Origin of the sequence: Enterobacter sp. 01-M-02-SI-ECC (assembly GCF_047530595.1) — a bacterium.
GTDB classification, from domain to species: Bacteria; Pseudomonadota; Gammaproteobacteria; order Enterobacterales; family Enterobacteriaceae; genus Enterobacter; species Enterobacter cloacae_M.
Genome location: NZ_JBLKCZ010000012.1, coordinates 46,151 through 68,889 on the forward strand (window position 1 = coordinate 46,151; position 22,739 = coordinate 68,889).

Genomic DNA, 22,739 nt, shown 5'->3' on the forward strand with positions numbered 1-22,739 from the left:
TTTCAGTGCGCGTCTTAACTGGTAACATTAGCCTCTTTTTTTAAGGAGCCTGACATGACTAAGCAGCCCGAAGACTGGCTCGACGACGTTCCCGGTGATGACATCGAAGACGAAGATGATGAGATCATCTGGGTCAGTAAAAGTGAAATTAAACGTGACGCCGAAGAGTTAAAACAGCTTGGCGCGGAAATGGTAGAACTGGGTAAAAACGCGCTGGACAAGATCCCGCTCGACCAGGATCTGCGCGATGCCATTGAACTGGCACAGAAAATCAAGAAAGAAGGCCGTCGTCGCCAGCTTCAGCTTATCGGGAAAATGCTGCGTCAGCGCGACGTCGATCCGATCCGCCAGGCGCTGGACAAGCTGAAAAACCGCCACAACCAGCAGGTTGCGCTGTTCCATAAGCTGGAGCAGATCCGCGATCGTCTGATTGAACAGGGTGATGACGCCGTGCCGGAAGTGCTAAACCTGTGGCCGGATGCCGACCGCCAGCAGCTGCGTTCCTTGATCCGCAACGCGAAGAAAGAGAAAGAAGGGAATAAGCCGCCGAAGTCTGCGCGCCTGATTTTCCAGTATCTGCGCGAGCTTTCTGAGAACGAAGAGTAATCTCTTCCCCCTCACCCCGGCCCTCTCCCCGGAAGGGCGAAGGAGGAAACACGGGAAAGTAGGCCCGGTAAGCGTAAGCGCCACCGGGCTTTTTTTTACTCTGCGGCTGCCGCTTCCGCTTTCTTCGCCAGACCGTCCAGCAGCTTCTGATGGATCCCACCAAAACCGCCGTTGCTCATCACCAGAATGTGGTCGCCTGGCTGAGCGGCTTTCACCACCATATCCGCGAGCGCATCCACATCCGCACTCCAGTGCGCAGGCTGAATGCAGGCATCGGCCACTTCCGCCACCTGCCACGGAATATGCTGCGGCTGCAGCAGGAAGACCTCATCGGCGCGTCCTAATGACGGCGCGAGATCGTCTTTGCAGATGCCCATCTTCATGGTGTTCGAGCGCGGTTCCAGCACCGCCAGAATGCGGGCCGTCCCGCCGACCTTGCCACGCAGGGCGGCAAGCGTCGCCAGAATGGCCGTTGGGTGGTGCGCGAAATCGTCATACACGCTAACGCCGTGGGCTTCACCGCGCAGCTCCAGGCGGCGACGGGCATTGATAAACGAACCCAGCGCATTGGCCGCATCCGCAGGCTGAACGCCCACGTGACGCGCCGCAGCAATGGCCATCAGGCCGTTGTGCATGTTGTGCTCGCCCACCAGGCCCCACTTCACCTCACCCACTTTTTCACCGTCGAGCAGCACTTCCCACTCGGAGGCATCGGCGTTGAGCTTCTTCGCCTGCCAGTGGCCCTGCTCGCCCACCAGCTCCTGCTCGCTCCAGCAGCCCATCGCCATCGTCTGCTTCAGGTTGATGTCGTTTTCCGGCAGGATGATGCGCCCCTGGCCCGGAACAATGCGCACCAGGTGGTGGAACTGTTTCTGGATCGCTTTCAGGTCGTCAAAAATATCCGCGTGGTCGAACTCAAGGTTGTTGAGGATCAGCGTGCGCGGGCAGTAATGCACGAACTTGGAGCGCTTGTCGAAGAACGCGCAGTCGTATTCGTCGGCTTCGATCACGAAGAACGGGCTGTCGCCCAGACGTGCGGAGACGTCGAAATTTCCAGGTACGCCGCCAATCACGAAGCCCGGCTTGTAGCCGCAGGCTTCGAGGATCCAGGTCGCCATGCCCGCGGTCGTGGTTTTGCCATGGGTACCGGCAACGGCAACCACCCAGCGGTCACGCAGGACGAAGTCATGCAGCCACTGCGGACCGGACATGAACGGAATATTGCGTTCCAGTACCGCCTCAACGCACGGGTTACCGCGGGTCATAGCGTTGCCGATGATCACCAGGTCCGGCTCGGGATCCAGCTGGCTGGCATCGTAGCCCTGAATTAACGAGATGCCCTGTTTCTCCAGAAGTGTGCTCATTGGCGGATACACATTGGCGTCCGAACCCGTCACTTCATGGCCCAGCGAGCGCGCCAGCATTGCCAGTCCGCCCATGAAAGTGCCACAAATCCCCAATATATGAATGCGCATACGTCACTATCCTTCTTCAATGTGGCGCACATTTTACTCACATGTTAGCGGGTGTGAAACGCATTTCAGGAAAATCCGTATCCTGCTGGCGCGATTCACCTCTGCGCTACTATTTGAATATTTGTTAAGATTGTTGGGCTTTAGTCGTTTTAGTGAACATACAATCGCTCTACTCACAAAGATGCAGGGAAAGTGTTATGAAAACGTTAGGTGAATTTATTGTCGAAAAGCAGCACGAGTTCTCTCATGCTACCGGTGAACTCACTGCTTTGCTGTCGGCAATAAAGCTGGGCGCTAAGATCATCCACCGCGATATCAACAAGGCCGGTCTGGTCGATATCCTGGGTGCCAGCGGTGCCGAGAACGTTCAGGGCGAGGTTCAACAGAAGCTCGATCTGTTCGCAAATGAAAAATTGAAAGCTGCACTGCGCGCGCGCGACATCGTTGCGGGTATCGCCTCCGAAGAAGAAGATGAAATTGTTGTTTTCGAAGGGTGTGAACACGCTAAATACGTTGTTCTGATGGATCCGCTCGACGGTTCCTCAAACATCGACGTTAACGTTTCTGTCGGTACCATTTTCTCCATCTACCGCCGCGTCACGCCTGTCGGTACGCCGGTAACCGAAGAAGATTTCCTGCAGCCGGGCATTAACCAGGTTGCTGCCGGTTACGTCGTTTATGGCTCCTCCACCATGCTGGTGTACACCACCGGTTGCGGAGTTCACGCCTTTACGTACGATCCTTCACTCGGCGTTTTCTGCCTGAGCCAGGAACGCATGCGCTTCCCGGAGAAGGGCAACACCTACTCCATCAACGAAGGCAACTACATCCGATTCCCGAACGGCGTGAAGAAGTACATTAAATTCTGCCAGGAAGAAGATAAAGCGACCCAGCGCCCGTACACGTCCCGCTATATTGGCTCTCTGGTCGCGGATTTCCACCGTAACCTGCTGAAAGGCGGTATCTACCTCTACCCAAGCACCGCCAGCCACCCGGACGGGAAGCTGCGTCTGCTGTACGAGTGCAACCCGATGGCGTTCCTCGCCGAACAGGCGGGCGGCAAGGCGAGCGACGGTAAAGAGCGTATTCTGGATATCGTGCCGGAAAGCCTTCACCAGCGCCGTTCATTCTTCGTCGGCAACAACCACATGGTTGAAGACGTTGAACGTTTTATCCGTGAGTACCCGGACGCGTAATGCCTCTCTACAGGGGAGCCGTTCTGGCTCCCCTGGTCATTTATATATTTTACCGTATAAGTGTTTATAAAAAACATGCTTTAATATTCACCACTGCTCCTGCATTATTTCCATAACAGTTTGACAGATATTTCGTGGAGCAGAATCGCAATGAAAAATTATTCCCGTGCTAATACCGGCATTGATTTAAATCTTATCCCTGTATTTATTGAAGTCGTCCGCTGCGGCAGCATGGCAAAAGCCTCTTTGCGTCTGGAGATGTCACGTCCGGCGGTGAGCCTGGCCTTAAAGCGTTTTAATCAACTCTTTGATGAACCGTTATTTTTCCGCAAAGGTTTATACCTTGAACCGACGGAAAAAGCGTTAGCCTTAACCAGTTCGCTGGAAATATTAATGGGTGATATTCACGATAATATTGCGGCAGTTAATTCCGGAAAAAATAAAACCCCGGAACAGAACGTACCGGGGCTGGGTAATATTATGCAGCGGTCTGAGTCGTCACTTTGAATGATGACATGGCTTCCATCAGCTGACGCGACTGCTCCTCAAGGGAGCGGGTCGCGGCGGAGGATTGCTGCACCAGCGCCGCATTCTGCTGCGCGGTTTCGTCCATCTGATTCACCGCAATATTCACCTGCTCAATACCACGGCTCTGCTCCTGAGACGCGGTCGCAATCTCACGCATCAATTTGGTCATGCGCAGCACTTCTGTTGCGATTTCGTCCATGGTTTCGCCAGCCTGCTGGGCCAGCTCGCTGCCCTCGTTAACGTGGGTCTGCGAATCGCTGATAAGCGATCGGATCTCTTTCGCCGCGTCGGCGCTGCGGCTGGCAAGGTTTCGCACTTCGCCCGCGACGACGGCAAACCCGCGCCCCTGCTCGCCCGCGCGCGCCGCTTCCACGGAGGCGTTAAGCGCCAGAATATTGGTCTGGAAGGCAATACCGTCGATCACGCTCAGGATGTCGGCGATGCGCGCCGAGCTGCCCGAGATATCGCGCATTTTTTCAATTACGTAGCAGACCATTTCGCTGCCGTGATCGGCCGTGTCGGACACCGACTTCGCCAGCTGGTGCGCCTGCTCGGCGTTATCGGCGTTGAGCTTCACCGTCGCGGTGATCTGTTCCATGCTGGCCGCCGTCTGCTCCAGCGACGTGGCGGTGGATTCCGTACGCTCGGCAAGATCGCGGTTCCCCAGCGTCAGCTCGCGGCTGCCGGTGTCAATCTGCGCGCTGGCATCGCGTACCCGCATAACCGAGTTCATCAGCGACTGTCGCATCTGCTCTATCACCGCGTTGAGGCGGTTAAATTCCTGGCTCGCGGGGGCATTCAGCGTATGGGTTAAATCCCCCGCCGCCACGCTCTCCAGCTGGGCGATCGAGGCCGAAAGCGGCTTGAGCAGCATATGGCGCAGCGCCAGCCACGCGAGCACGATAATGCCCGCCGTCAGCAGCGCGGCGACGATAATCAGGATCAGGACGCGGGTTTTGCTCGCCTGCACGGCACTCACTTCCGCCTGACCACGCGCTTCGCTCCATTTCTGAAACGCCTGCATATCGTTATCAAACTGCTTCGCCACCGGAATCAGCGTCTTCTCCAGCAGATCGTAATACCCGTCCGCGCTCTGGTCATTCAGGGTTTTCAGCATCGGGTTGATCCCCTGCTGGCTATAGGTCGCCAGGCTGGCCGCCACTTTATCGAGCAGCTGTTGCCCCTGCTCGTCAGCCACGCCGCCGTCGATCACGCCTTTCAGCGTTTTCTGGGCCAGGGCAACTTCCTGATTGATGTTTTTTACCGCTTTGGCCGCATCGTCCAGCATGCCGATTTCCATCATGCGGACGGCCTGGCCCGCCTCATTGCGCGCGCGCAGGATCAGCGTATAGCCTGAATTAAGCTGCACCATCTGCTCACCCTGAAGGTGATTAATACGCTGCAGTGAAGAAGAACTCTGTGTGAGGGCATAAATGCCAATGCCGCTGACAATCAGCAGCAGAAGGGTCATAACGGCCAGTAAAGAGAGCAAGCCGGTACGAATCGATAGCGTTTTAAGCATGATATTATTTCCGGTAGCGAGATATTTCTGGGCATAAAAAAAGAGTATCGGCCGCTACCGGAAAATGTTTAGACTTTAAGCAAATTCAGCGTGTTATCGCTCTGTTACCGATGTGTTTACGCGGGTAACAGGTGAGCTTTGGCGGTTCTCCCAGAGCACCGTAAGACCGCGCTGCAGGGCAATAAAAATAAACAACAGAATGCCGATGGCGATTTTCGTCCACCAGGAGCTGAGCGTGCCGTCAAAGTTGATATAGGTTTGTATCAGCCCCTGGATAGCCACGCCGAACAGCGTTCCCAGCACGGTACCGACCCCACCGCTCAGCAGCGTGCCGCCGATAACCACAGAAGCAATCGCATCCAGCTCCACGCCCACGCCTGCAAGGGCATAGCCCGCCTGGGTATACACCGAGAAGACGATACCCGCCAGCGTCGCCAGGCCGGTCGAGAGCATATAGATGCGGATGGTGGTGCTGCGGGTGGAGATCCCCATCAGGTTTGCCGACGTGGCGTTACCGCCGATGGCGTACACCTGATTGCCAAACCGGGTACGATGGGCGAGGAAGATACCAATTACCACCACGCCCAGCATCAGCAGCCCCATCGCGCTCAGGCGGCCGCCGCCGGGAATTTTCCACGCAAGGCTGGAGAGCGTGTCGTACACCGGATGGTTAATCGGAATCGACTCTTCCGACACCAGATAGCTCACTCCACGGAGGAAGAACATTCCCGCGAGGGTAATGATAAACGCCGGGATTTTTAACGCGTCGATCAGCAGCCCCATAAAGGCGCCAAATGCGCAGCCCATCGCCAGCACCAGCGGAAACGCCACCAGCGGAGAGATCCCCCAGAAGCCGATCGCCTTCGCGAGGAACACGCCCGTGAACGCGATCACCGACCCGACGGAGAGATCGATCCCGCCGGAGAGGATCACAAAGGTCATCCCGACGGCGATGATGCCTAAAAAGGCGTTATCGGTCAGGATATTGCAAATCACGCGCGTCGACGCAAAACCGGGGAACTGCGTCAGACAGTAGAGATACCCCAGCACAAATACGCCCAGCGTGATCATCAACGGTAAATTACGTTTTATCATGGCCACGGATCCCCTTAATGATGCTGACAAAGCGCGGCGACTGGACGATCAGCACGCAAAGCACGACCACCGCTTTCACCACCTGGTTGAGTTCCGGCTGGAACCCCGAAAGCAGGATCCCGGTGTTCATTCCCTGAATGATCAGCGCGCCAATTACCGAGAGCAGCAGGTTAAAGCGCCCGCCCATCAGCAATCCACCGCCGATCACTACCGCGAGGATCGCGTCCAGCTCCAGCCAGAGTCCCGCGTTGTTGGCATCGGCCCCGCGAATATCCGCCGCGACGATGACCCCGGCGATGGCGGCGCAGACGCCGCTCAGCACGTAGGTCAGCATCACCATCAGGCGGGTGTTGACCCCGGCGTTGCGCGCGGCGCGGATGTTGATCCCGACGGCTTCAATGAACATGCCCAGCGCCGTTTTGCGGGTGAAAAGCCAGAAGACAATGAGCGTGACCAGGGCAACGATCACCGGCGTCGGGAAGAACAGCAGGTTGCCGCTCCCGATCCACGCCAGGCTCGGCGAGTTAAAGGTGACAATCTGCCCGGAGGTAATCAGCTGCGCCACGCCGCGCCCGGCCACCATTAAGATAAGGGTGGCGACAAAGGGCTGAATTTTCAGCACCGCCACCAGAATGCCGTTCCATAATCCGGCCAGCACGCCGGTGCCTAAGGCCGCCAGCAGTACCACCGGCAGGCTGTGTCCGGATACGGTCATGGAGGCTGCCGTGGCCCCGGCGATGGCCATCACCGCGCCGACGGAAAGGTCAATCCCGCCGGTGGCGATGACCAGCGTCATCCCGATGGCCAGCAGCGCCACCGGCGCGGCACGGTTTAGAATGTCTATCGGGCTGCCAAACAGGCGACCATCCTGCACGATAATCTGGAAGAAATGCGGCGCGACGAGGCTATCAACCAGCAGAACAACCAGCAGCGCTGCGATTTGCGGCGTGCCGGTTGGCCAGCTGAATCGGCGCTTTGACTCACCGGTTTGCGAAAGCGAACGGGGCATCACGATTTACTCCTTATGCCGCGATGGCATTCATGATCGCCGGAACGGACAGCTTATCCAGCGGGATCTCTGCCACCTGTTTGCGATCGCGCATGATGATGACGCGATCGGCATAGCCCACCAGCTCTTCCAGCTCGGACGAAATAACCAGCAGCGCCAGACCGTCCGCGCACAGGGTTTCGATAAGCCGGATAATTTCGGCGTGCGCCCCCACGTCAATGCCGCGGGTTGGTTCATCGAGGATCAGGAACTGGGGTTTGGTCAGCAGCCAACGAGACAGCAGCACCTTCTGCTGGTTGCCGCCGGAGAGGAACTCGATGGGCTGTTCCGCGCTCGGCGTGCGGATACCCAACTGACGGATAAAGCGCTCGGCGATGGCGTTTTGCTCTTTACGAGGGATCGGGCGCAGCCAGCCGCGCTGGGCCTGCAGCGCCAGGATGATATTTTCCCGCACCGAGGCCGCGGCAATAATGCCGTCCGTTTTCCGATCCTCCGGGCAGAAGCCGACGCCCAGACAGGAGGCCTGATGCGGCGATCGTAAGGTTTGCGGTTTGCCCTTGATCAGCGCACTGCCGCTGTCGGCCGGCTTGATCCCGAAGAACACCTCGGCGGTTTCGGTTCGTCCGGAGCCTAGCAGGCCCGCCAGCCCGACAATTTCGCCCGGGCGGACTTCCAGATTAAACGGCGATATCACGCCTTTCTTGCCGTAATCGCTGAACGCGGCGACCGGTTTCTCGCTCAGCAGCGTGCGCCCGGCGCGCTGAAGGGCATTGGTTTCCAGCTCGCGGCCCAGCATCATTTTCACCAGTTCGATCTGCGGCAGCTCGCGGGTTTCGCGGCAGCCGACAAAGCTGCCGTTGCGCAGCACCGTGATGCGATCGCTTACCTCATATACCTGATCGAGGAAGTGGGTAACGAAGATCAGGCTGACGCCCTGATCGCGCAGCTGGCGCATCAGGGTAAAGAGCATCTCCACCTCCTGGGTATCGAGGCTGGCGGTGGGTTCGTCGAGGATGAGTACCTTCGCGGAGAGATCGATCGCGCGACAGATGGCGACGATCTGCTGCATCGCCACGGAAAAGCGGTTCAGCGGCTCGCGGACGTCGAGGGAGAAGCCGTACGATTCCATCAGCTTTGTCGCCCGCGCCTCCATCTCTTTGCGGCGCAGCAGGCCAAAACGTCGCGGCTCACGGCCAATAAACAGATTATCCGCCACCGACATATTCGGCAGCAGGTTTACTTCCTGGTACACCGTCCCGATCCCCAGCTGCTGGGCATGGGCGGTATTTTTCGGCGAAATGGCGTTGCCTTCCAGCCAGATGGTGCCGCGATCGGCGTGATAAACGCCGGTGAGGGATTTAATCAGCGTCGATTTTCCCGCGCCGTTCTCGCCCAGCAGCGCCATGATCTCCCCACGCCGCAGGCTGAAATCAACGTTATCCAGCGCTTTTACGCCGGGGAAGAATTTGCTCAAGCCCTCTGTGCGGAGGATTTCCTGGTGTTGTTCAGTGGTCATGGTTTCCCCCTGCATCAAGCCGGATGGCGCAGCGCCACCCGGCATGTTCAGACAGGCTTAGTAGCCCATATTTTTCTTCTTCTCTAACTCTTCTTTCGCCGTGTCAGGCAGGTAGAGCGTGGACTTGGTGACCGTCACCTTCTCAGGCATCGTGCCGTCTTTCTTGAATTTCTCCAGCGCGTCGAATGCCGGGCCCGCCATGTTTGGCGTCAGCTCCACGCTGGCGTTGGCTTCGCCGTCGATCATTGCTTTATAGATGTCCGGCACGCCGTCGATAGAGCCGGTGAGGATATCTTTGCCCGGCTTCAGGCCCGCTTCTTTAATGGCCTGAATCGCACCGATCGCCATGTCATCGTTGTGGGCGTAAACCATGCAGATGTTCTTGCCGTTGTTTTCAGCCTTAATGAAGCTCTCCATGACCTCTTTACCTTTACTGCGCGTAAAGTCGCCGGACTGAGAGCGGATAATCTTGATGTTTGGCGCTTTAGCAATGGCCTCAGCAAAGCCTTTTTTACGGTCGATGGCCACGCTCGCGCCGACAGTGCCCTGCAGTTCAACGACGTTACACGGCTTGCCGTCGACCTGTTTCACCAGCCAGTCGCCAATCAATTGCCCTTCAAGCACGTTGTTGGCGGTCACGGTGGTCATATAGAGGGATTTGTCTTTGACGTCGATGGAACGGTCGAGCAGGAAGACCGGGATCTCAGCGTCTTTCGCTTCCTTCAGGACGGGTTCCCAGCCGGTCGCCACGACGGGTGCAATAAAGATGGCATCCACGCCCTGGGCGATAAAGGAGCGCACGGCTTTGATCTGATTCTCTTGTTTTTGCTGACCATCGGCGATTTTCAGGGTAATACCGCGTTTCTGAGCTTCGCTTTTCGCCACGTTGGTTTCTGCCGCTCGCCAGCCAGATTCAGAGCCGACTTGCGAAAAACCTACGGTTAAGGGAGCGGCCATCGCCATAGACGACATGGCTGCCGAAACGGCTGTGACCAGGAGTAAGCGCTTCCACATATGAACGTCCTCGTAGGGTGAGTTATTGTTGGTTAAAAGATGTTCTGCGGAATGACTATAGCCCATGAAATATGTAACGAATTGCGTTACATCACACTTCAGAAAAGTGAATAAAACGTTAATCACAAGTTTGTAATCGCTTTCATTTCTCCATGAAAAATGCGGCTGAGTTTATGGATTTTTCTGTCATGGAAACGGTCTGAAAAGTGGGAAGAACGTGGAGAGAAGGCGAAAACAGGCGGAGACATTCAGCGCGAGTTGGCTATAATACCTGCCACTTGTTTACCATCCATTTTAAAGGACACCGACATGAGCTTACTCAACGTCCCAGCGGGTAAAGAACTGCCAGAAGACATCTACGTAGTTATCGAAATCCCGGCTAACGCAGATCCGATCAAATACGAAGTGGACAAAGAGAGCGGCGCCCTGTTCGTAGACCGTTTCATGTCTACCGCGATGTTCTATCCGTGCAACTACGGTTACATCAACCACACCCTGTCTCTGGACGGTGACCCGGTTGACGTGCTGGTCCCAACGCCATACCCACTGCAGCCAGGCGCAGTGATTCGCTGCCGTCCCGTTGGCGTGCTGAAAATGACCGACGAATCCGGTGAAGATGCGAAGCTGGTTGCGGTACCGCACACCAAGCTGAGCAAAGAATACGATCACATCAAAGATGTGAACGACCTGCCAGAACTGCTGAAAGCGCAGATCACTCACTTCTTCGAGCACTACAAAGATCTCGAAAAAGGCAAGTGGGTTAAAGTTGACGGCTGGGACAACGCAGAAGCGGCGAAAGCAGAAATCATCGCCTCTTTCGAACGCGCTGCTAAGAAGTAATTCTTACTGCTGTTAATGAAGGCCCCGCGAGTCGGGGCTTTTTTATTTCCCTGGTTAAAAGCAGTATAAACGGATTTTTTAAGAAGAATCCCATTCCTTTTGGTCAGGGTATTAAAAACAAAAAAGACACCCTATCATTTATGGTGGGAGTGGTTGAATAGCCTGGCTGTTAATAACATACTGTCATGATGAACATTAATCCCCATTCATTTTAGGATTCATATGTCATCCATTAACATTGATGTTGCCCGCCCAACTGGAATTTATTTTATCATTGAACGACTGTATTCCCGCGATGGCCTTATGCCTTCTGTTGGGGAAATCAGCCCCTCTTTGACACAGGTGCACCGTACCGTCATTCAGCTAAAACGCAAGCAAGATATGTTTATGGATGGTGTTAAGGTTATCCCTAAAGATATTACCCTTTGGCAACAGATAAAATATATTACAGGTTCAAAAGTAACGACCAAAGATACAGATGCGTTAGTGTATACGACCGATTTTATCGGCTCCCTTGTTGCCACAACGCCTTTGGGTAATATTGAGCATGAAAATATTCCTCGCTTCCTCACGACAGAGTCTATCCACTCTCTTCCGCAGGCGGTGAGTTATGGGCGTGATCCCATCCCACAAGTTCTTCTTTATGGTCGTAAGGATATTGTCTTCTTTATGGACAATGGTGGTAAAGGTACGCCAACTGCTATTGCAAAATATAATCACAACACTCGTGATCTTGCCATAATCAAAGATCAGCTAGAAGCCAGTAAAACGATGAAGGAACTGCTATCTAAGGGAGCAAAATTATGAGTAAGAAAAGACATATCGTGAGTCTATTCGTCCTTATTATTGCCGCCTTTATCTTTGGCAGAAGCACGTATAATGAATACCTCGCATGGTACTATGGAAGCGATAATTTAATATTCAGCGAAATAAATAGCTCCTTACTATCCAGTTTATTTAACGGACTTTACTTCGCTCTATCATCAAGCATTATTTATGCGTTACTCACTCTATTAAAAAGAATTCCCAGAAATATCGTCGTTTCTTGTCTGCTGCAGTTCTGTATTAACATCGGGCTATATACGCTTTTTGTTGCAGTAGATAGAGGATATAGTAAGTTGCATACGTTAGGCTCGGGTGCTACTGATATCACCCACGGCTATTTTTTAGGGGCGTTGCTGACGAGCACACTCCTGACCGTCGCGATCGTGAGCGTTATACATGCTAAGTTTCTTTCTTCAAAGCATAAAGATGGGCTACATAAAGGCGTTTGACTGTTACGGCAAAGACAGCAAATGGCAGTATCTCTGCATCATGACATTCCAGCTTGCCTGGTTTTTGTTTTACTTATGGATCCCTTATCGAAGCGATTATGTGATTCTGCTGTTTTTACTGTTTTTTCTGCCCGTCATTTCAAGCAATACACGGTGCATAAACTACTATGGCCGTTCACGAGCCTTGTGTTTTTTATGGCTTATTGCCCCGTACATCATGCTGTTCGTTCCTCTGTTTTTAACCCGACGCCGGGATACAGAAGAGAATTGAAAGAATAAAAAAACAACGCCACCTCACGGTGGCGTTGTTTTTTTTCAGTACTGGTCTCTGTCTAACCAGTTACCGCTTACAATCCGCGTTAACCCTTCGACCGGACGCTGGTAGACGTACATCCACGCACTTCCGTACGGCGTCTGGATCAACTGGCGTGCGTATTCACCGCCCCTGGTGCGCAAGGCATCAAGTTCGGCAAGCGTCGCGTTATCAATACGATAGACTTCACCCTGTACTGTTCCTTCGCCCGGAACCGCGCCTGGATAGTGGCCCAGGCTGTACAACTGGTAGTTCTCGATATTGTAATTCCCCAGCAGCAGGGCATTGGTCATCCAGTGACTGTTGCCTTGCTTGGTTCGTAAACTGCCGTAGACAAATATTCGCATTGCTAAAACTCAAACTGATAGAGCAGATCAAGTGCCTGGTCTACGCCGGACACTGCTTCCAGATATAGCTTGGGCATCAGGCGATAGCGTAACGTGAGAGTTGCCAGTGAGTCAAAGATCCCCACACCATATTTTACCTGCAGACCCGGCAGTACATAGCCGCTGACCACCACCTGCGAGGAGTCACCCACGCCCTGGGTGTCCAGCGCCAGATTGCTTACGCCGAACGTCTCGCCGATTTTACCCACAACCTGCCCACTTTGTGCAACCCCCAGACCCACTAACATCGAGGTCATCGCCGCACTGTCGCTTTGTCCGCTGTCCAGACCTTGTCCACGCAGCAGATAAGAGAGAGCTTCCTGCTGCGACATCGCCGGGTCAGAGAAGATCTCCGCCTTCGGCTCGTCGGCAGAACCGGTGACGCGAACGCCAGCAATGACGTCGTTTTCCGTCGCTTCCGGGTTACGAATCGCTTCGATGTTCAACAGGGGCTGATCCGGTGGACCGGAGAACAGCAGCTCGCCTTTGCGCACAATCAGATCCTGACCATAGGCGTGGAAACGCCCTTCAGGAATATTGATCTGCCCGTTCAGGCCAAGCCCCTGTTTATCCTGCGCCACTTTCAGATCGCCCGTGAGCCTCGCCTTCAGCCCAAACGCATCCAACCGCACGTTATTCCCCACGTGCACGATAAGGTTGCTATTAATCGGTATGCCCGCGCTCTTCTGTTCTATAGGTCTCAGATTTTCATTGAGCATAACTTCATCACTTGAGACGCCGACCGCGCTTTCCGGCACGTCGTGAACCACGATGCGCGCCCACGGCACGTCGACGCGTCCGTCAAGCGTGAAGAGGCTTGGCGTGGCTTCAAAGACCACATCAGGCGAGACGTCCAGGCGCACCATCGGCGGTACGGTGATGCGCACCTTGCTGCCCTTCGCGGCAATACGGGCGCGCCAGTTGTCTAGCTGGCTCCAGTCCGCGTCGCCGCTCAGGTTGATTTGCCCTTGCTGCGTCAATACCGAGCCGCTCAGCGTCGAGCTCATGCCGTTGAAGTTCATCGCTATCTGGCTGGGCTGCATGTCAAACGGCATGAAGTTGCCGTCGATATCCACGCCGCTGAGCCGCATCTGACCGAACAGCTGCGGGTTTTGCACGTTACCGGCCAGCCGCAGGTTAGCGTTCAGCATACCCTCCGCTTTTTCCCCGCGCGCGAAAATCGGGTTCACCATCGCCAGGTTGAAGTTACGGACGTTGACGTTGCCGCCCAGATTACGTCGTCCCTGCGGATCGGTAATCTGGACCTGCCCGTCCAGCTGACCGTTGTTGGTCAGGCGGATCGTCCACCCCAGCTGTGCGCGATTGTTATGCAGATCGGCACTCAGGTTCAGGGTGTCGAAAGCCACCGGCAGCGGCGCGTCGTTGACCTCCTGCGTCACCTTCACGTTACGCCCTGACAGCGTGACGCTGCCCTGCGGCAGCCCCTCTTTGGTAGTGTCCCAGGCCACATCGGCTTTCCCGCTGAAGACGCCGCTGGCCTGGGTTGTGTCCGGCATAAACGGCTTCAGCATCGCCAGATCGAAGCGATTGAGGTTGATCTGCGCACGCCCTTCCGCACCCGCATCGATGGTCTGCGGCACGCACAGCTCCGCATTCGGGTTGGTCCAGCAGTGTGGCCCAATGCTGATCTTCTGCTCGGCATTGCGGTAGTCGAGGGCAATGGATCGCGAGAGCGCCAGCGGCCCGACCGGCGTATTGAAGCGGGTGTTGTCCAGCGTCCCTTTCCAGCGTTCTTCCTTGCGGTCGAAGCTGCCGGTGAGGTGAAGCTGGCCGGAGACCGGCTCGCCCTGCACGCGCAGCTGGAGGTCGTGCTGCTTCTCGTTCCCTTTGGCGTCCAGGGTGACCAGGCTAATGTTCACGTCCGGCTGAGAAATGCGCTCCACGCGCAGGTTCAGGCTACCGCCGATCTGATCGGTGGATTTCACATCCCCTTCCACGCGGACGCGGGCAACGCTCAGCTCCTGCCAGCGCAGGTTATTGGCGGTAATGTCCGCCAGCAGCTGCGGTGCCTCCACCGTACCGCGCACTTTCACGAGACCTTTCGCCGTGCCGCCCAGACCCGGCAGGGCGTTGTCGAGATTCGGCGCGTCGATGGTGGCGTCCAGGTTGAGATCCTTCACCCCCAGCTCGCCTTTGATATCCGCCGTGTTGCGGCCCAGCGCCACGTGCAGCCCCGGGATAACCCACTGCAGATAGCTGTTGCCTTTTACCGAGCCTTCAACGTTAACCTTGTTCTGCTTCACGTTCCCGGTGAGCTTGATTTCCGGCACGTCCATCTGCCACGTACCGCCGTACAGGCTGCCGCGGGTTTTAATCAGGCCATCCAGCTTCGACGGCCAGTCCGGCACCTCTTTGGCGGTGTTAATGCCCGTCAGCTTCAGCTCGCCGCGCCAGCTGATCGCCTGCTGCCAGTCAAGCAGCGCGGTCAGCTCGGTTTTACCTTCCAGCGCCGCGACGGTCAGCTTGTCGAGGTTGACCTGCTGTTCGTTGCCCTTCGCATCCAGCGCGATGTTCGCGGGCGGCACGCCCTGCCCCTTCACGGCGGTGCGGAACGAGAGCGTGTAGTCGGTCATCTTGCCGCTCAGCTTCAGCTTCAGGTCATCGGCCTGGAACTGCTTTTCGCCGGTGAAGGGCCAGTAAAGCTGCTTGCTGACAACCTCAAGATTGAGCGGCAGCCCGGCTTCCGCCAGCTGCGTTTGTGCGCGCAGGACCATGTCCACCGGGCCGGAGAGATTCACCCCGACGTCCAGCTTATCGCGCAGCGCCCCGCCCACTTTGACCTTCACCTTTTCGCCTTTCAGCGGATCGATGTTGAGGGCACTGTTAAGCGTAATGTCCACCGGCCAGTTGTCGCGCAGCAGGGCATTCCCCGACGCATTCACCGAGCCCTGATTGGTGTCGATATCCAGCGCGTCGAGCTTCATGTTGCCGTCAATGCTGCTGACTTTCAGCAGCATGTTATAGACCGTCAGATCGGTATCGCCGGTCAGGCGCAGCTGCTCGCCTTTGAACTCCTCGATGTTGAGATTTAGTGGCAGATGAACGTCGGTCATTTCCGGCAGCACAGGCTTCGAGAAGAGATCTTTCAGCGTTTCGCCCAGCGGCTTTTCTTCCGGCTGCGGATTCTGGATCTTCGGCTCGACGATCTCTTCCTGCGCCACGTCGGCCACCTTCGGCAGCGCGATCAGCAATCCCTGCAGGGACGTCGGCGTCAGGGTGAGGTTTTTCTCCTGCCAGCGCAGGCCGGAGGTGAAATCCATCACGGACACGGTAGTGTCGTCGATTTTGATATTGACGTTATCGAGCGCGACCCGATAGAGCGCGATCGGGTACGGCGTGGAGAGATTCAGCGGGCCGCTGTCCTCCTCCTCGACCGGCGCAGACTTCGGCATTTTTTTCGAATCTATCGCCACGTTGACGTCTTTTAGCGCCAGATCGTTGACGCAGAGCTTGCTGTCACGCAGGCAGCCCAGCTTCACCGCCAGGTGGAACTCCCCGGCGTTCACCGCCACGCCCGGCTGCTCGTAGCGGATGTTCTTCAGACGCAGATCGCGCCAGCCGCCCGTAACCTGGCCAATCTCCAGCCCCGGCACCCAGCGGTTCGCAGCGTTAAACAGCAGATGCAGCCCGGTCGTCGTTCCCACCAGAAACGCCACCGTACCGAGCAGCAGCACGATAAAAATCAGCACCCCGAGGCTTATTTTCTTCCATAAACTCATAATTCAGGCCCCAGACCGATGTAAAACTGTAATCCGTGTTCATCTTTGTCGCCGACAGGCACGGCGAAGTCGAGCTTGATGGGTCCGACTGGAGACTGCCAGCGTACGCCCACGCCCGCGCCGGTTTTAAAGTCGCTGCGGCGGATATCGTTCACCGCTTCACCGCCGTCAACAAACATGGCGCCCCACCACTTTCCGCTGACGTTGTACTGATACTCCAGCGATCCCGTCGCCAGTTTTGACGCACCGGTCAGCTGGCCCTTTTCGTTCTCAGGTGAGATCGATTTGTACTTATACCCACGAATGCTGCGGTCGCCCCCGGCGAAGAAGCGCAGATCCGGCGGAACGCGCTCGAAGTCTCCCGTTTCAATCCAGCCGAGATTGCCGCGCATCACAAAGCGGTGTTTGTCATACAGCGTGCGGATCCAGACGTTTTGCGCCTGCAGGACGGAGAAGTCCACGTCGGAGCCCCAGGCGGAGTTGGAATAATCGATCGAGTAGCGCTGTGAGTCGCCCCAGGTCGGCATCAGGCCCCCGCGCGAGCGGGTACGGCTGATCATCACGCCCGGATAAAGCAGCATGGTGGTATTGGTGACGTTGGCCTGGGTAAAGTGGTCCAGGCTCCAGCGCAGGTTAATGGCGCGCTGCCAGCCGCTGGAGAGATCCCAGAAGCGTGAGACCGCAAGCGTCGTAGAGTCCTGCTTGGTGTCGTTCAAGTCGGTGCGCTTAAAACCGCCCTGCAGAAGGTAATATTGCTCAAGCGGATTTTTCAGCAGCGGCATTTTGTAGCTGAAATCCAGCTGCTGCTCGGGCGCAGAGAGGCTCAGGCTGGTGGTCAGGCTGTGACCGTACGAGTTCATCCACGGTTTTTTCCACGAGGTTCTCACGCGTGGTCCAACATCCGTCGAGTAGCCAACACCGGTCTCAATGGTGTTCTCGGTGCGCGGCGAGACAACGCCATGCAGCGGCAACACCTTGGTTTTGCGAGACTTCTCAAATTCCGGTGCGACAACTACGGAGTTAAACCAGCCGGTAGCGGAGAGGCGTCGGTTCAGCTCTCCGAGATCGCTCGACTGGTAGTAATCCCCTTTTTTGAAAGGCACGAGGTTTTGCAGGTACTCTTCGCGAATTTGCGAACCTTCAAACGTCACGTCGCCAAAGCGGTAGCGCTCTCCACTGTCGTAGTCGATATCCCAGAAGGCCTGACGTCTCTCCAGCGCAATGCCCAGCTGGCTTTTATTGAACTGGCTGTCAAAGTAGCCCTTACGCAGGGAAACGTTCGTCAGCTCTTTTTTGAAATGGTCGTAGTCACCGTGGTTAAGCACGGTACCGATTTTCGGCCGCGTGCTGAGCAGGTCCAGATAATCCCGGTCGGTACGCGCCCCGCCGCGCAGGATGACGTTCGTACCGCCAATCAGTACCGGCTCACCCGGCGAAACGCGGGCAATAAGGACCTGGCGCCCCTTCTTTGGCGGCGGGCGGAGATCGAAATCAATGGTGGGTTCGTAATACCCCAGCGCTTTCAGCCCTTCACGGATGGCGTCATCCACGCGCGCGCGAAAACGCCGGTCCGGCGTCACCTCATCACTCTGGATGGTCGACAACTGCGCACGCACGTTTTTTTGTAGCGCCCCGGATAACCCCTCAACCTGCAAACGGACATTCGCCGCGCTGGCAATCCCGCTTGTCAGCAACACACTGACTAAACATAACTGGCGGATTTTTGTCACGTTTTCTCCTGAATATCCCTGTTTCCACCCTGGAAGCAAATGAAGTGCCGCTCCGCGGCAAAATACGGCCTGTGGCCAAAAACCCGAATCGCGGGTTGAAAATGGGTGTAACACCCAAATATTTCTTATGATTAAATCTAGACTGATTCAGCGCATTTATTGTGTTCAATTAAACGCTTCGTGACAACCTTAACTGAAACATCGCACCCCGGGAGGCCCCATCGTGAGTTTATTCGACAAAAAGCATCTGGTTTCACAAGCTGATGCATTACCGGGACGCAACACCCCTATGCCTGTGGCGACCTTACACGCCGTCAATAACCACTCCATGACCAACGTGCCGGAGGGAATGGAAATCGCCCTGTTCGCCATGGGCTGTTTCTGGGGCGTTGAGCGCCTCTTCTGGCAACTCCCCGGCGTTTACAGCACGGCGGCTGGCTACACGGGCGGTTACACGCCGAATCCTACCTATCGCGAAGTCTGCTCCGGCGAAACCGGGCATGCGGAAGCGGTGCGCGTGGTCTATGACCCTGCGGTAATCAGCTACGAACAGCTGCTGCAGGTCTTCTGGGAGAACCACGACCCGGCGCAGGGCATGCGTCAGGGCAACGACCACGGCACACAGTATCGCTCGGCCATTTATCCGCTCACGCCGGAGCAAGATGCCGCCGCGCGCGCCAGCCTTGAGCGTTTCCAGCAGGCCATGCGTGAAGCGGGCGACACGCGCGAGGTGACGACCGAAATCACCACCGCGAAACCGTTCTACTATGCCGAGGACGATCACCAGCAGTATCTGCATAAAAACCCGTACGGCTACTGCGGCATCGGAGGCATCGGCGTCTGCCTGCCGCCACAGCTGGCCTGATACCTACCCAGCGCCACGCGAGCCGCGTGGCGCTCAAAGAAGCGACAGCGTTGTCTCATAGCTTAACATCCATCCACCAGCCGCCCCCGCCAGCCATCTTCGCCAAATTGTGACCTCTGGCAGATTTACATCTCTTTACGCTATACTACCCGCTGAAATAATCGGCTCAACGCTACGAGCTGATTTTCAATGTGTTTTCACACAAATGGTATCAACTCCCCTTCTGAGGATCTGGCGATAAGCCGGATAAACTATGTTAAACAGTATTTTAGTAATACTTTGTCTGATTGCCGTCAGCGCGTTTTTCTCGATATCTGAGATCTCGCTGGCCGCGTCCCGTAAAATCAAACTGAAGCTGCTTGCCGATGAAGGCAACATCAATGCCACCCGCATCCTGAAAATGCAGGAAAACCCCGGGATGTTCTTCACCGTGGTGCAGATTGGCCTCAACGCGGTCGCCATTCTCGGCGGTATCGTGGGTGATGCGGCGTTTTCCCCGGCGTTTTATAGTCTGTTTGTTAAGTACATGTCCGTTGAACTGGCCGAACAGCTCAGCTTTATCCTCTCCTTCTCGCTGGTAACCGGCCTGTTCATCCTCTTTGCAGACCTGACTCCGAAACGCATCGGTATGATTGCGCCAGAAGCTGTGGCTTTGCGTATCATCAACCCGATGCGCTTCTGTCTGTACGTGTTTCGTCCGCTGGTGTGGTTCTTCAACGGCCTGGCGAACGTGATTTTCCGCATCTTTAAGCTGCCTATGGTGCGTAAAGACGACATCACCTCTGACGACATCTATGCGGTAGTAGAAGCCGGCGCGCTGGCCGGGGTGCTGCGCAAGCAGGAGCACGAGCTGATTGAGAACGTATTCGAACTGGAATCCCGTACCGTGCCGTCTTCCATGACGGGCCGTGAAAGCATTATCTGGTTCGATTTACATGAAGATGAGCAGAGCCTGAAGAACAAAGTGGCGCAGCATCCGCACTCTAAGTTCCTGGTCTGTAATGAGGATATTGACCACATCATCGGTTACGTCGACTCCAAAGACCTGCTGAACCGCGTGCTGGCAAACCAGAGCCTGGCGCTTAACAGCGGCGTGCAGATCCGTAACACCCTGATTGTGCCGGACACCCTGACGCTCTCAGAAGCGCTGGAAAGTTTCAAAACCGCTGGGGAAGACTTCGCGGTTATCATGAACGAATACGCGCTGGTGGTGGGTATTATCACCCTGAACGACGTGATGACCACGCTGATGGGCGACCTGGTTGGCCAGGGGCTGGAAGAGCAGATTGTTCAGCGTGACGATAATTCATGGCTGATTGATGGCGGCACGCCGATTGAAGACGTGATGCGCGTGCTGGATATCGACGAGTTCCCGCAGTCCGGTAACTACGAGACCATCGGCGGCTTTATGATGTTTATGCTGCGTAAGATCCCGAAACGTACCGACTCGGTGAAGTTCTCCGGCTACAAGTTTGAGGTGGTGGATATTGATAACTACCGCATCGACCAGCTGCTGGTGACGCGCATCGACAACAAACCGACCGTACTGGTGCCAAAGCTGCCGGACGCGGAAGAGAAGGTGTCGGCGTAAGATTCTGGCCCCACAAACATCAACGGCTCCCATTGGGAGCCGTTTTTTTAACTACTGCATAGCACGTTGGTTAAGCCATCTCAGTCTGCAGACGCATAACCTGACGGTTGACTTCGGACATCACAGACAGGTGCTGTTTGTCCTTCACTTTTGGGACAAGGATCTTGCCCTTATCAAACTCAAAAGCGCCAACATCCTTGATATACAACCGTCCACGGAACAGGATCTTCACGTACTTCGCCACCTGAAGCGGGTTGTAGCGTTGGAAAATTTTCATTCTTGTATCTCCTGCGAATCATACGCTCTTGCGGTGCCACAATCGGCCCGACTGTCCTGAGCGCAAATTTTAATGCCCAATGACTATAGACCAGAACTACGGTGTTACCCAGTGTGCATAAGTTTATTTACCGTTTGATTACAATTATTCAGAATAATCTTTGCAAAGCGTGACCGGGCGCAGTATAAGCCGTCGTTTTTTCATGGATATGTGCGTTCGCCCGCAAACTGGCATCCGGATTGCGGGAAAACCACATTGATCGCACTTATGATTAAAAGCGCAAGACCAAGTGGTCGGATCACCTGCAAACAATAAGGAAACGCCATGACCCTACGTAATATCCTTGCAGCAGCCTGTCTGCTGCTGCCCCTGTGGGCTTCCGCTCACAACATTGAAAAAGGACAACGTGTACCGCCAGTCGGCATTGCTGACCGGGGAGAATTGATTCTCGACAATGATAAGTTTAGCTACAAACCCTGGAATAGCGCGCAGCTCGCGGGCAAAGTGAGAGTTGTACAACATATTGCCGGTCGTACATCCGCAAAAGAGAAAAATGCCAACCTGGTGGAAGCGATCAAGGCCGCAAAATTCCCTCACGACCGCTACCAGACGACCACCATTGTTAACACCGACGACGCCATTCCGGGCTCCGGAATGTTTGTGCGCTCCAGTCTTGAGAGCAATAAAAAGCTCTACCCGTGGTCGCAGTTTATCGTCGACAGCAACGGCGTAACCCGTAAGGCCTGGCAGCTGGAGGAAGAGAGCTCCGCGATTATCGTGCTGGATAAAGAGGGCCGCGTACAGTGGGCGAAAGACGGCGCGTTAACCCAGGAAGAGGTGCAGCAGGTTGTCGACCTGCTGCATAAGCTGCTGGCTCAGTAGATAGAGACGCGGAAGCCGGGGTTGAGGAAGGATTCACGCGGGGTATAGTCAAGCGGCTTGCCCTGCCAGTCATGAACATGCGCCCCGGCGGCCGCGGCAACGGCATGACCTGCCGCGGTATCCCAGACGTTGGTTGGCCCAAAGCGAGGGTAGAGCTGCGCATGGCCTTCCGCCACCAGGCAGAATTTCAGCGATGAGCCAATCGAGGTGGTCTGGTGTTCACCCAGCTGCTGCAGGTACTCCTGCAGTTCGTTGTCGCTGTGCGAGCGGCTAATCACCACCAGCGGCGGACGCGCATCGCGCACCTGGATCTGCTTGCGCACGCCGCACTCTTCCTTCCACGCCTTCCCTTCTGCAGCGCTGTACATCACCTTCATTACCGGCGCGTAGACCACGCCCAGCACCGCTTTGCCCTTCTCAATCAGGGCGATATTGACGGTGAATTCACCGTTGCGCTTGATGAACTCTTTTGTCCCGTCCAGCGGATCGACCAGCCAGTAGCGCTGCCAGTGCTGGCGCTCGTCCCAGCTTTGCGGCGCTTCTTCTGACAGAACGGGGATGTCCGGCGTTAAGGCCTGTAACCCTTTCAGGATCACCTTATGCGCCGCGATATCCGCCGCCGTGACCGGAGAGTCGTCGGCTTTGCTGACCACCTCCATAGGTTTACTGCCGTCATACACCTGCATGATGGCATCTCCCGCATCCCGTGCGAGCTGACAAATTTTATCTAGCATTTTCCACCTCTTTGTTAACGCAGTGAGGTTAACTCTTTGTTTTAGTTATATCGTAATGTGAACAATTCCGCTATCTGTGAAGCAATTCCGGTTTCAGGCTACTTTTTTCTGTCAGGATTCACATTTCTGTAAGCAACAAGCTATAG

At 55.7% G+C, this 22,739-nt stretch carries 20 protein-coding genes; 9 read left to right on the forward strand and 11 right to left on the reverse strand.

Translation table 11 applies throughout. From position 1 onward, the window contains the following. Positions 1-54 precede the first annotated feature (54 nt). Complete coding sequence (gene yjgA / locus ACMWLG_RS15985) at positions 55-606, forward strand: ribosome biogenesis factor YjgA (RefSeq protein WP_008501414.1); 552 nt, start codon at positions 55-57, stop codon at positions 604-606. Positions 607-701: 95 nt separating this feature from the next. Here the strand turns inward: yjgA and mpl are convergent, their stop codons facing one another. Next, positions 702-2,081 carry a UDP-N-acetylmuramate:L-alanyl-gamma-D-glutamyl-meso-diaminopimelate ligase gene (mpl, locus tag ACMWLG_RS15990; protein WP_023310179.1) on the reverse strand — a complete coding sequence of 460 codons (1,380 nt, stop codon included), beginning with the start codon at positions 2,079-2,081 and terminating at the stop codon, positions 702-704. 197 nt (positions 2,082-2,278) lie between these two features. Here mpl and fbp point away from each other — a divergent pair, with 197 nt between their 5' ends. Continuing rightward, entirely contained in the window at positions 2,279-3,277 is a 999-nt protein-coding gene (gene fbp / locus ACMWLG_RS15995; protein WP_023310178.1) for a class 1 fructose-bisphosphatase, read from the forward strand. Between the two features lie 150 nt (positions 3,278-3,427). Continuing rightward, positions 3,428-3,784, forward strand: coding sequence for a helix-turn-helix domain-containing protein (locus ACMWLG_RS16000; protein ID WP_023310177.1), 357 nt, complete (start codon positions 3,428-3,430; stop codon positions 3,782-3,784). On the opposite strand, the gene ACMWLG_RS16005 is transcribed toward ACMWLG_RS16000, so the two are convergent. The 5 genes from ACMWLG_RS16005 to ytfQ form a co-directional block, all read right to left on the reverse strand. Next, positions 3,756-5,327 (reverse strand): methyl-accepting chemotaxis protein, encoded by a 1,572-nt coding sequence (locus ACMWLG_RS16005; RefSeq protein WP_045402320.1) that lies wholly within the window; start codon positions 5,325-5,327, stop codon positions 3,756-3,758. The genes ACMWLG_RS16000 and ACMWLG_RS16005 overlap by 29 nt on opposite strands. Before the next feature lie 93 nt (positions 5,328-5,420). Then, entirely contained in the window at positions 5,421-6,422 is a 1,002-nt protein-coding gene (yjfF, locus tag ACMWLG_RS16010) for a galactofuranose ABC transporter, permease protein YjfF (RefSeq protein ID WP_023293434.1), read from the reverse strand. Continuing rightward, a complete protein-coding gene (gene ytfT / locus ACMWLG_RS16015) occupies positions 6,409-7,434 on the reverse strand; it encodes a galactofuranose ABC transporter, ATP-binding protein YtfT (RefSeq protein WP_162467374.1) in 1,026 nt (341 codons plus the stop codon). The genes yjfF and ytfT overlap by 14 nt, the downstream gene beginning before the upstream one ends. A gap of 10 nt (positions 7,435-7,444) precedes the next feature. Further along, positions 7,445-8,947 (reverse strand): galactofuranose ABC transporter, ATP-binding protein YtfR, encoded by a 1,503-nt coding sequence (gene ytfR / locus ACMWLG_RS16020; RefSeq protein ID WP_414763003.1) that lies wholly within the window; start codon positions 8,945-8,947, stop codon positions 7,445-7,447. A gap of 57 nt (positions 8,948-9,004) precedes the next feature. After that, the gene (ytfQ, locus tag ACMWLG_RS16025) at positions 9,005-9,961 is read right to left on the reverse strand and encodes a galactofuranose ABC transporter substrate-binding protein YtfQ (protein ID WP_045402315.1); all 957 of its coding nucleotides are present in this window, start codon (positions 9,959-9,961) and stop codon (positions 9,005-9,007) included. 309 nt (positions 9,962-10,270) lie between these two features. Between ytfQ and ppa the strand changes: the two genes are divergently transcribed. From ppa to ACMWLG_RS16040, 3 genes are all read left to right on the forward strand, one after another. Further along, positions 10,271-10,801: an inorganic diphosphatase gene (ppa, locus tag ACMWLG_RS16030; protein WP_008501423.1), complete on the forward strand. Its 531-nt coding sequence runs from the start codon at positions 10,271-10,273 to the stop codon at positions 10,799-10,801. 222 nt (positions 10,802-11,023) lie between these two features. Further along, a complete protein-coding gene (locus tag ACMWLG_RS16035) occupies positions 11,024-11,608 on the forward strand; it encodes a hypothetical protein (RefSeq protein ID WP_045402311.1) in 585 nt (194 codons plus the stop codon). Next, on the forward strand, positions 11,605-12,075 hold the full coding sequence (locus ACMWLG_RS16040; protein ID WP_045402308.1) for a hypothetical protein: 471 nt from the start codon (positions 11,605-11,607) through the stop codon (positions 12,073-12,075). The genes ACMWLG_RS16035 and ACMWLG_RS16040 overlap by 4 nt, the downstream gene beginning before the upstream one ends. Before the next feature lie 315 nt (positions 12,076-12,390). Here ACMWLG_RS16040 and ACMWLG_RS16045 read toward each other — a convergent pair whose 3' ends face one another. From ACMWLG_RS16045 to tamA, 3 genes are read right to left on the reverse strand one after another with little or no spacing between them, the layout of a single operon-like run. Then, positions 12,391-12,735: a gamma-glutamylcyclotransferase gene (locus ACMWLG_RS16045; RefSeq protein ID WP_014830431.1), complete on the reverse strand. Its 345-nt coding sequence runs from the start codon at positions 12,733-12,735 to the stop codon at positions 12,391-12,393. 2 nt (positions 12,736-12,737) lie between these two features. Continuing rightward, positions 12,738-16,514, reverse strand: coding sequence for an autotransporter assembly complex protein TamB (gene tamB, locus ACMWLG_RS16050; RefSeq protein WP_045402305.1), 3,777 nt, complete (start codon positions 16,512-16,514; stop codon positions 12,738-12,740). Next, the gene (tamA, locus tag ACMWLG_RS16055) at positions 16,511-18,244 is read right to left on the reverse strand and encodes an autotransporter assembly complex protein TamA (protein ID WP_045402302.1); all 1,734 of its coding nucleotides are present in this window, start codon (positions 18,242-18,244) and stop codon (positions 16,511-16,513) included. Before tamA ends, tamB begins: the two co-directional genes overlap by 4 nt. 223 nt (positions 18,245-18,467) lie before the next feature. Here tamA and msrA point away from each other — a divergent pair, with 223 nt between their 5' ends. Together msrA and ACMWLG_RS16065 are read left to right on the forward strand one after the other, a co-directional pair. Further along, a complete protein-coding gene (gene msrA / locus ACMWLG_RS16060; protein ID WP_023310171.1) occupies positions 18,468-19,109 on the forward strand; it encodes a peptide-methionine (S)-S-oxide reductase MsrA in 642 nt (213 codons plus the stop codon). Positions 19,110-19,362: 253 nt separating this feature from the next. After that, positions 19,363-20,700 carry a hemolysin family protein gene (locus ACMWLG_RS16065; protein ID WP_023310162.1) on the forward strand — a complete coding sequence of 446 codons (1,338 nt, stop codon included), beginning with the start codon at positions 19,363-19,365 and terminating at the stop codon, positions 20,698-20,700. 70 nt (positions 20,701-20,770) lie between these two features. On the opposite strand, the gene ACMWLG_RS16070 is transcribed toward ACMWLG_RS16065, so the two are convergent. After that, positions 20,771-20,977, reverse strand: a complete 207-nt coding sequence (locus ACMWLG_RS16070) for a DUF1107 domain-containing protein (protein ID WP_008501430.1) — start codon at positions 20,975-20,977, stop codon at positions 20,771-20,773. A gap of 324 nt (positions 20,978-21,301) precedes the next feature. Between ACMWLG_RS16070 and ACMWLG_RS16075 the strand changes: the two genes are divergently transcribed. Further along, complete coding sequence (locus ACMWLG_RS16075; protein ID WP_023310161.1) at positions 21,302-21,859, forward strand: YtfJ family protein; 558 nt, start codon at positions 21,302-21,304, stop codon at positions 21,857-21,859. Here the strand turns inward: ACMWLG_RS16075 and cysQ are convergent. Next, positions 21,853-22,593: a 3'(2'),5'-bisphosphate nucleotidase CysQ gene (gene cysQ / locus ACMWLG_RS16080; protein WP_045402298.1), complete on the reverse strand. Its 741-nt coding sequence runs from the start codon at positions 22,591-22,593 to the stop codon at positions 21,853-21,855. The genes ACMWLG_RS16075 and cysQ overlap by 7 nt on opposite strands. Positions 22,594-22,739 lie beyond the last annotated feature (146 nt).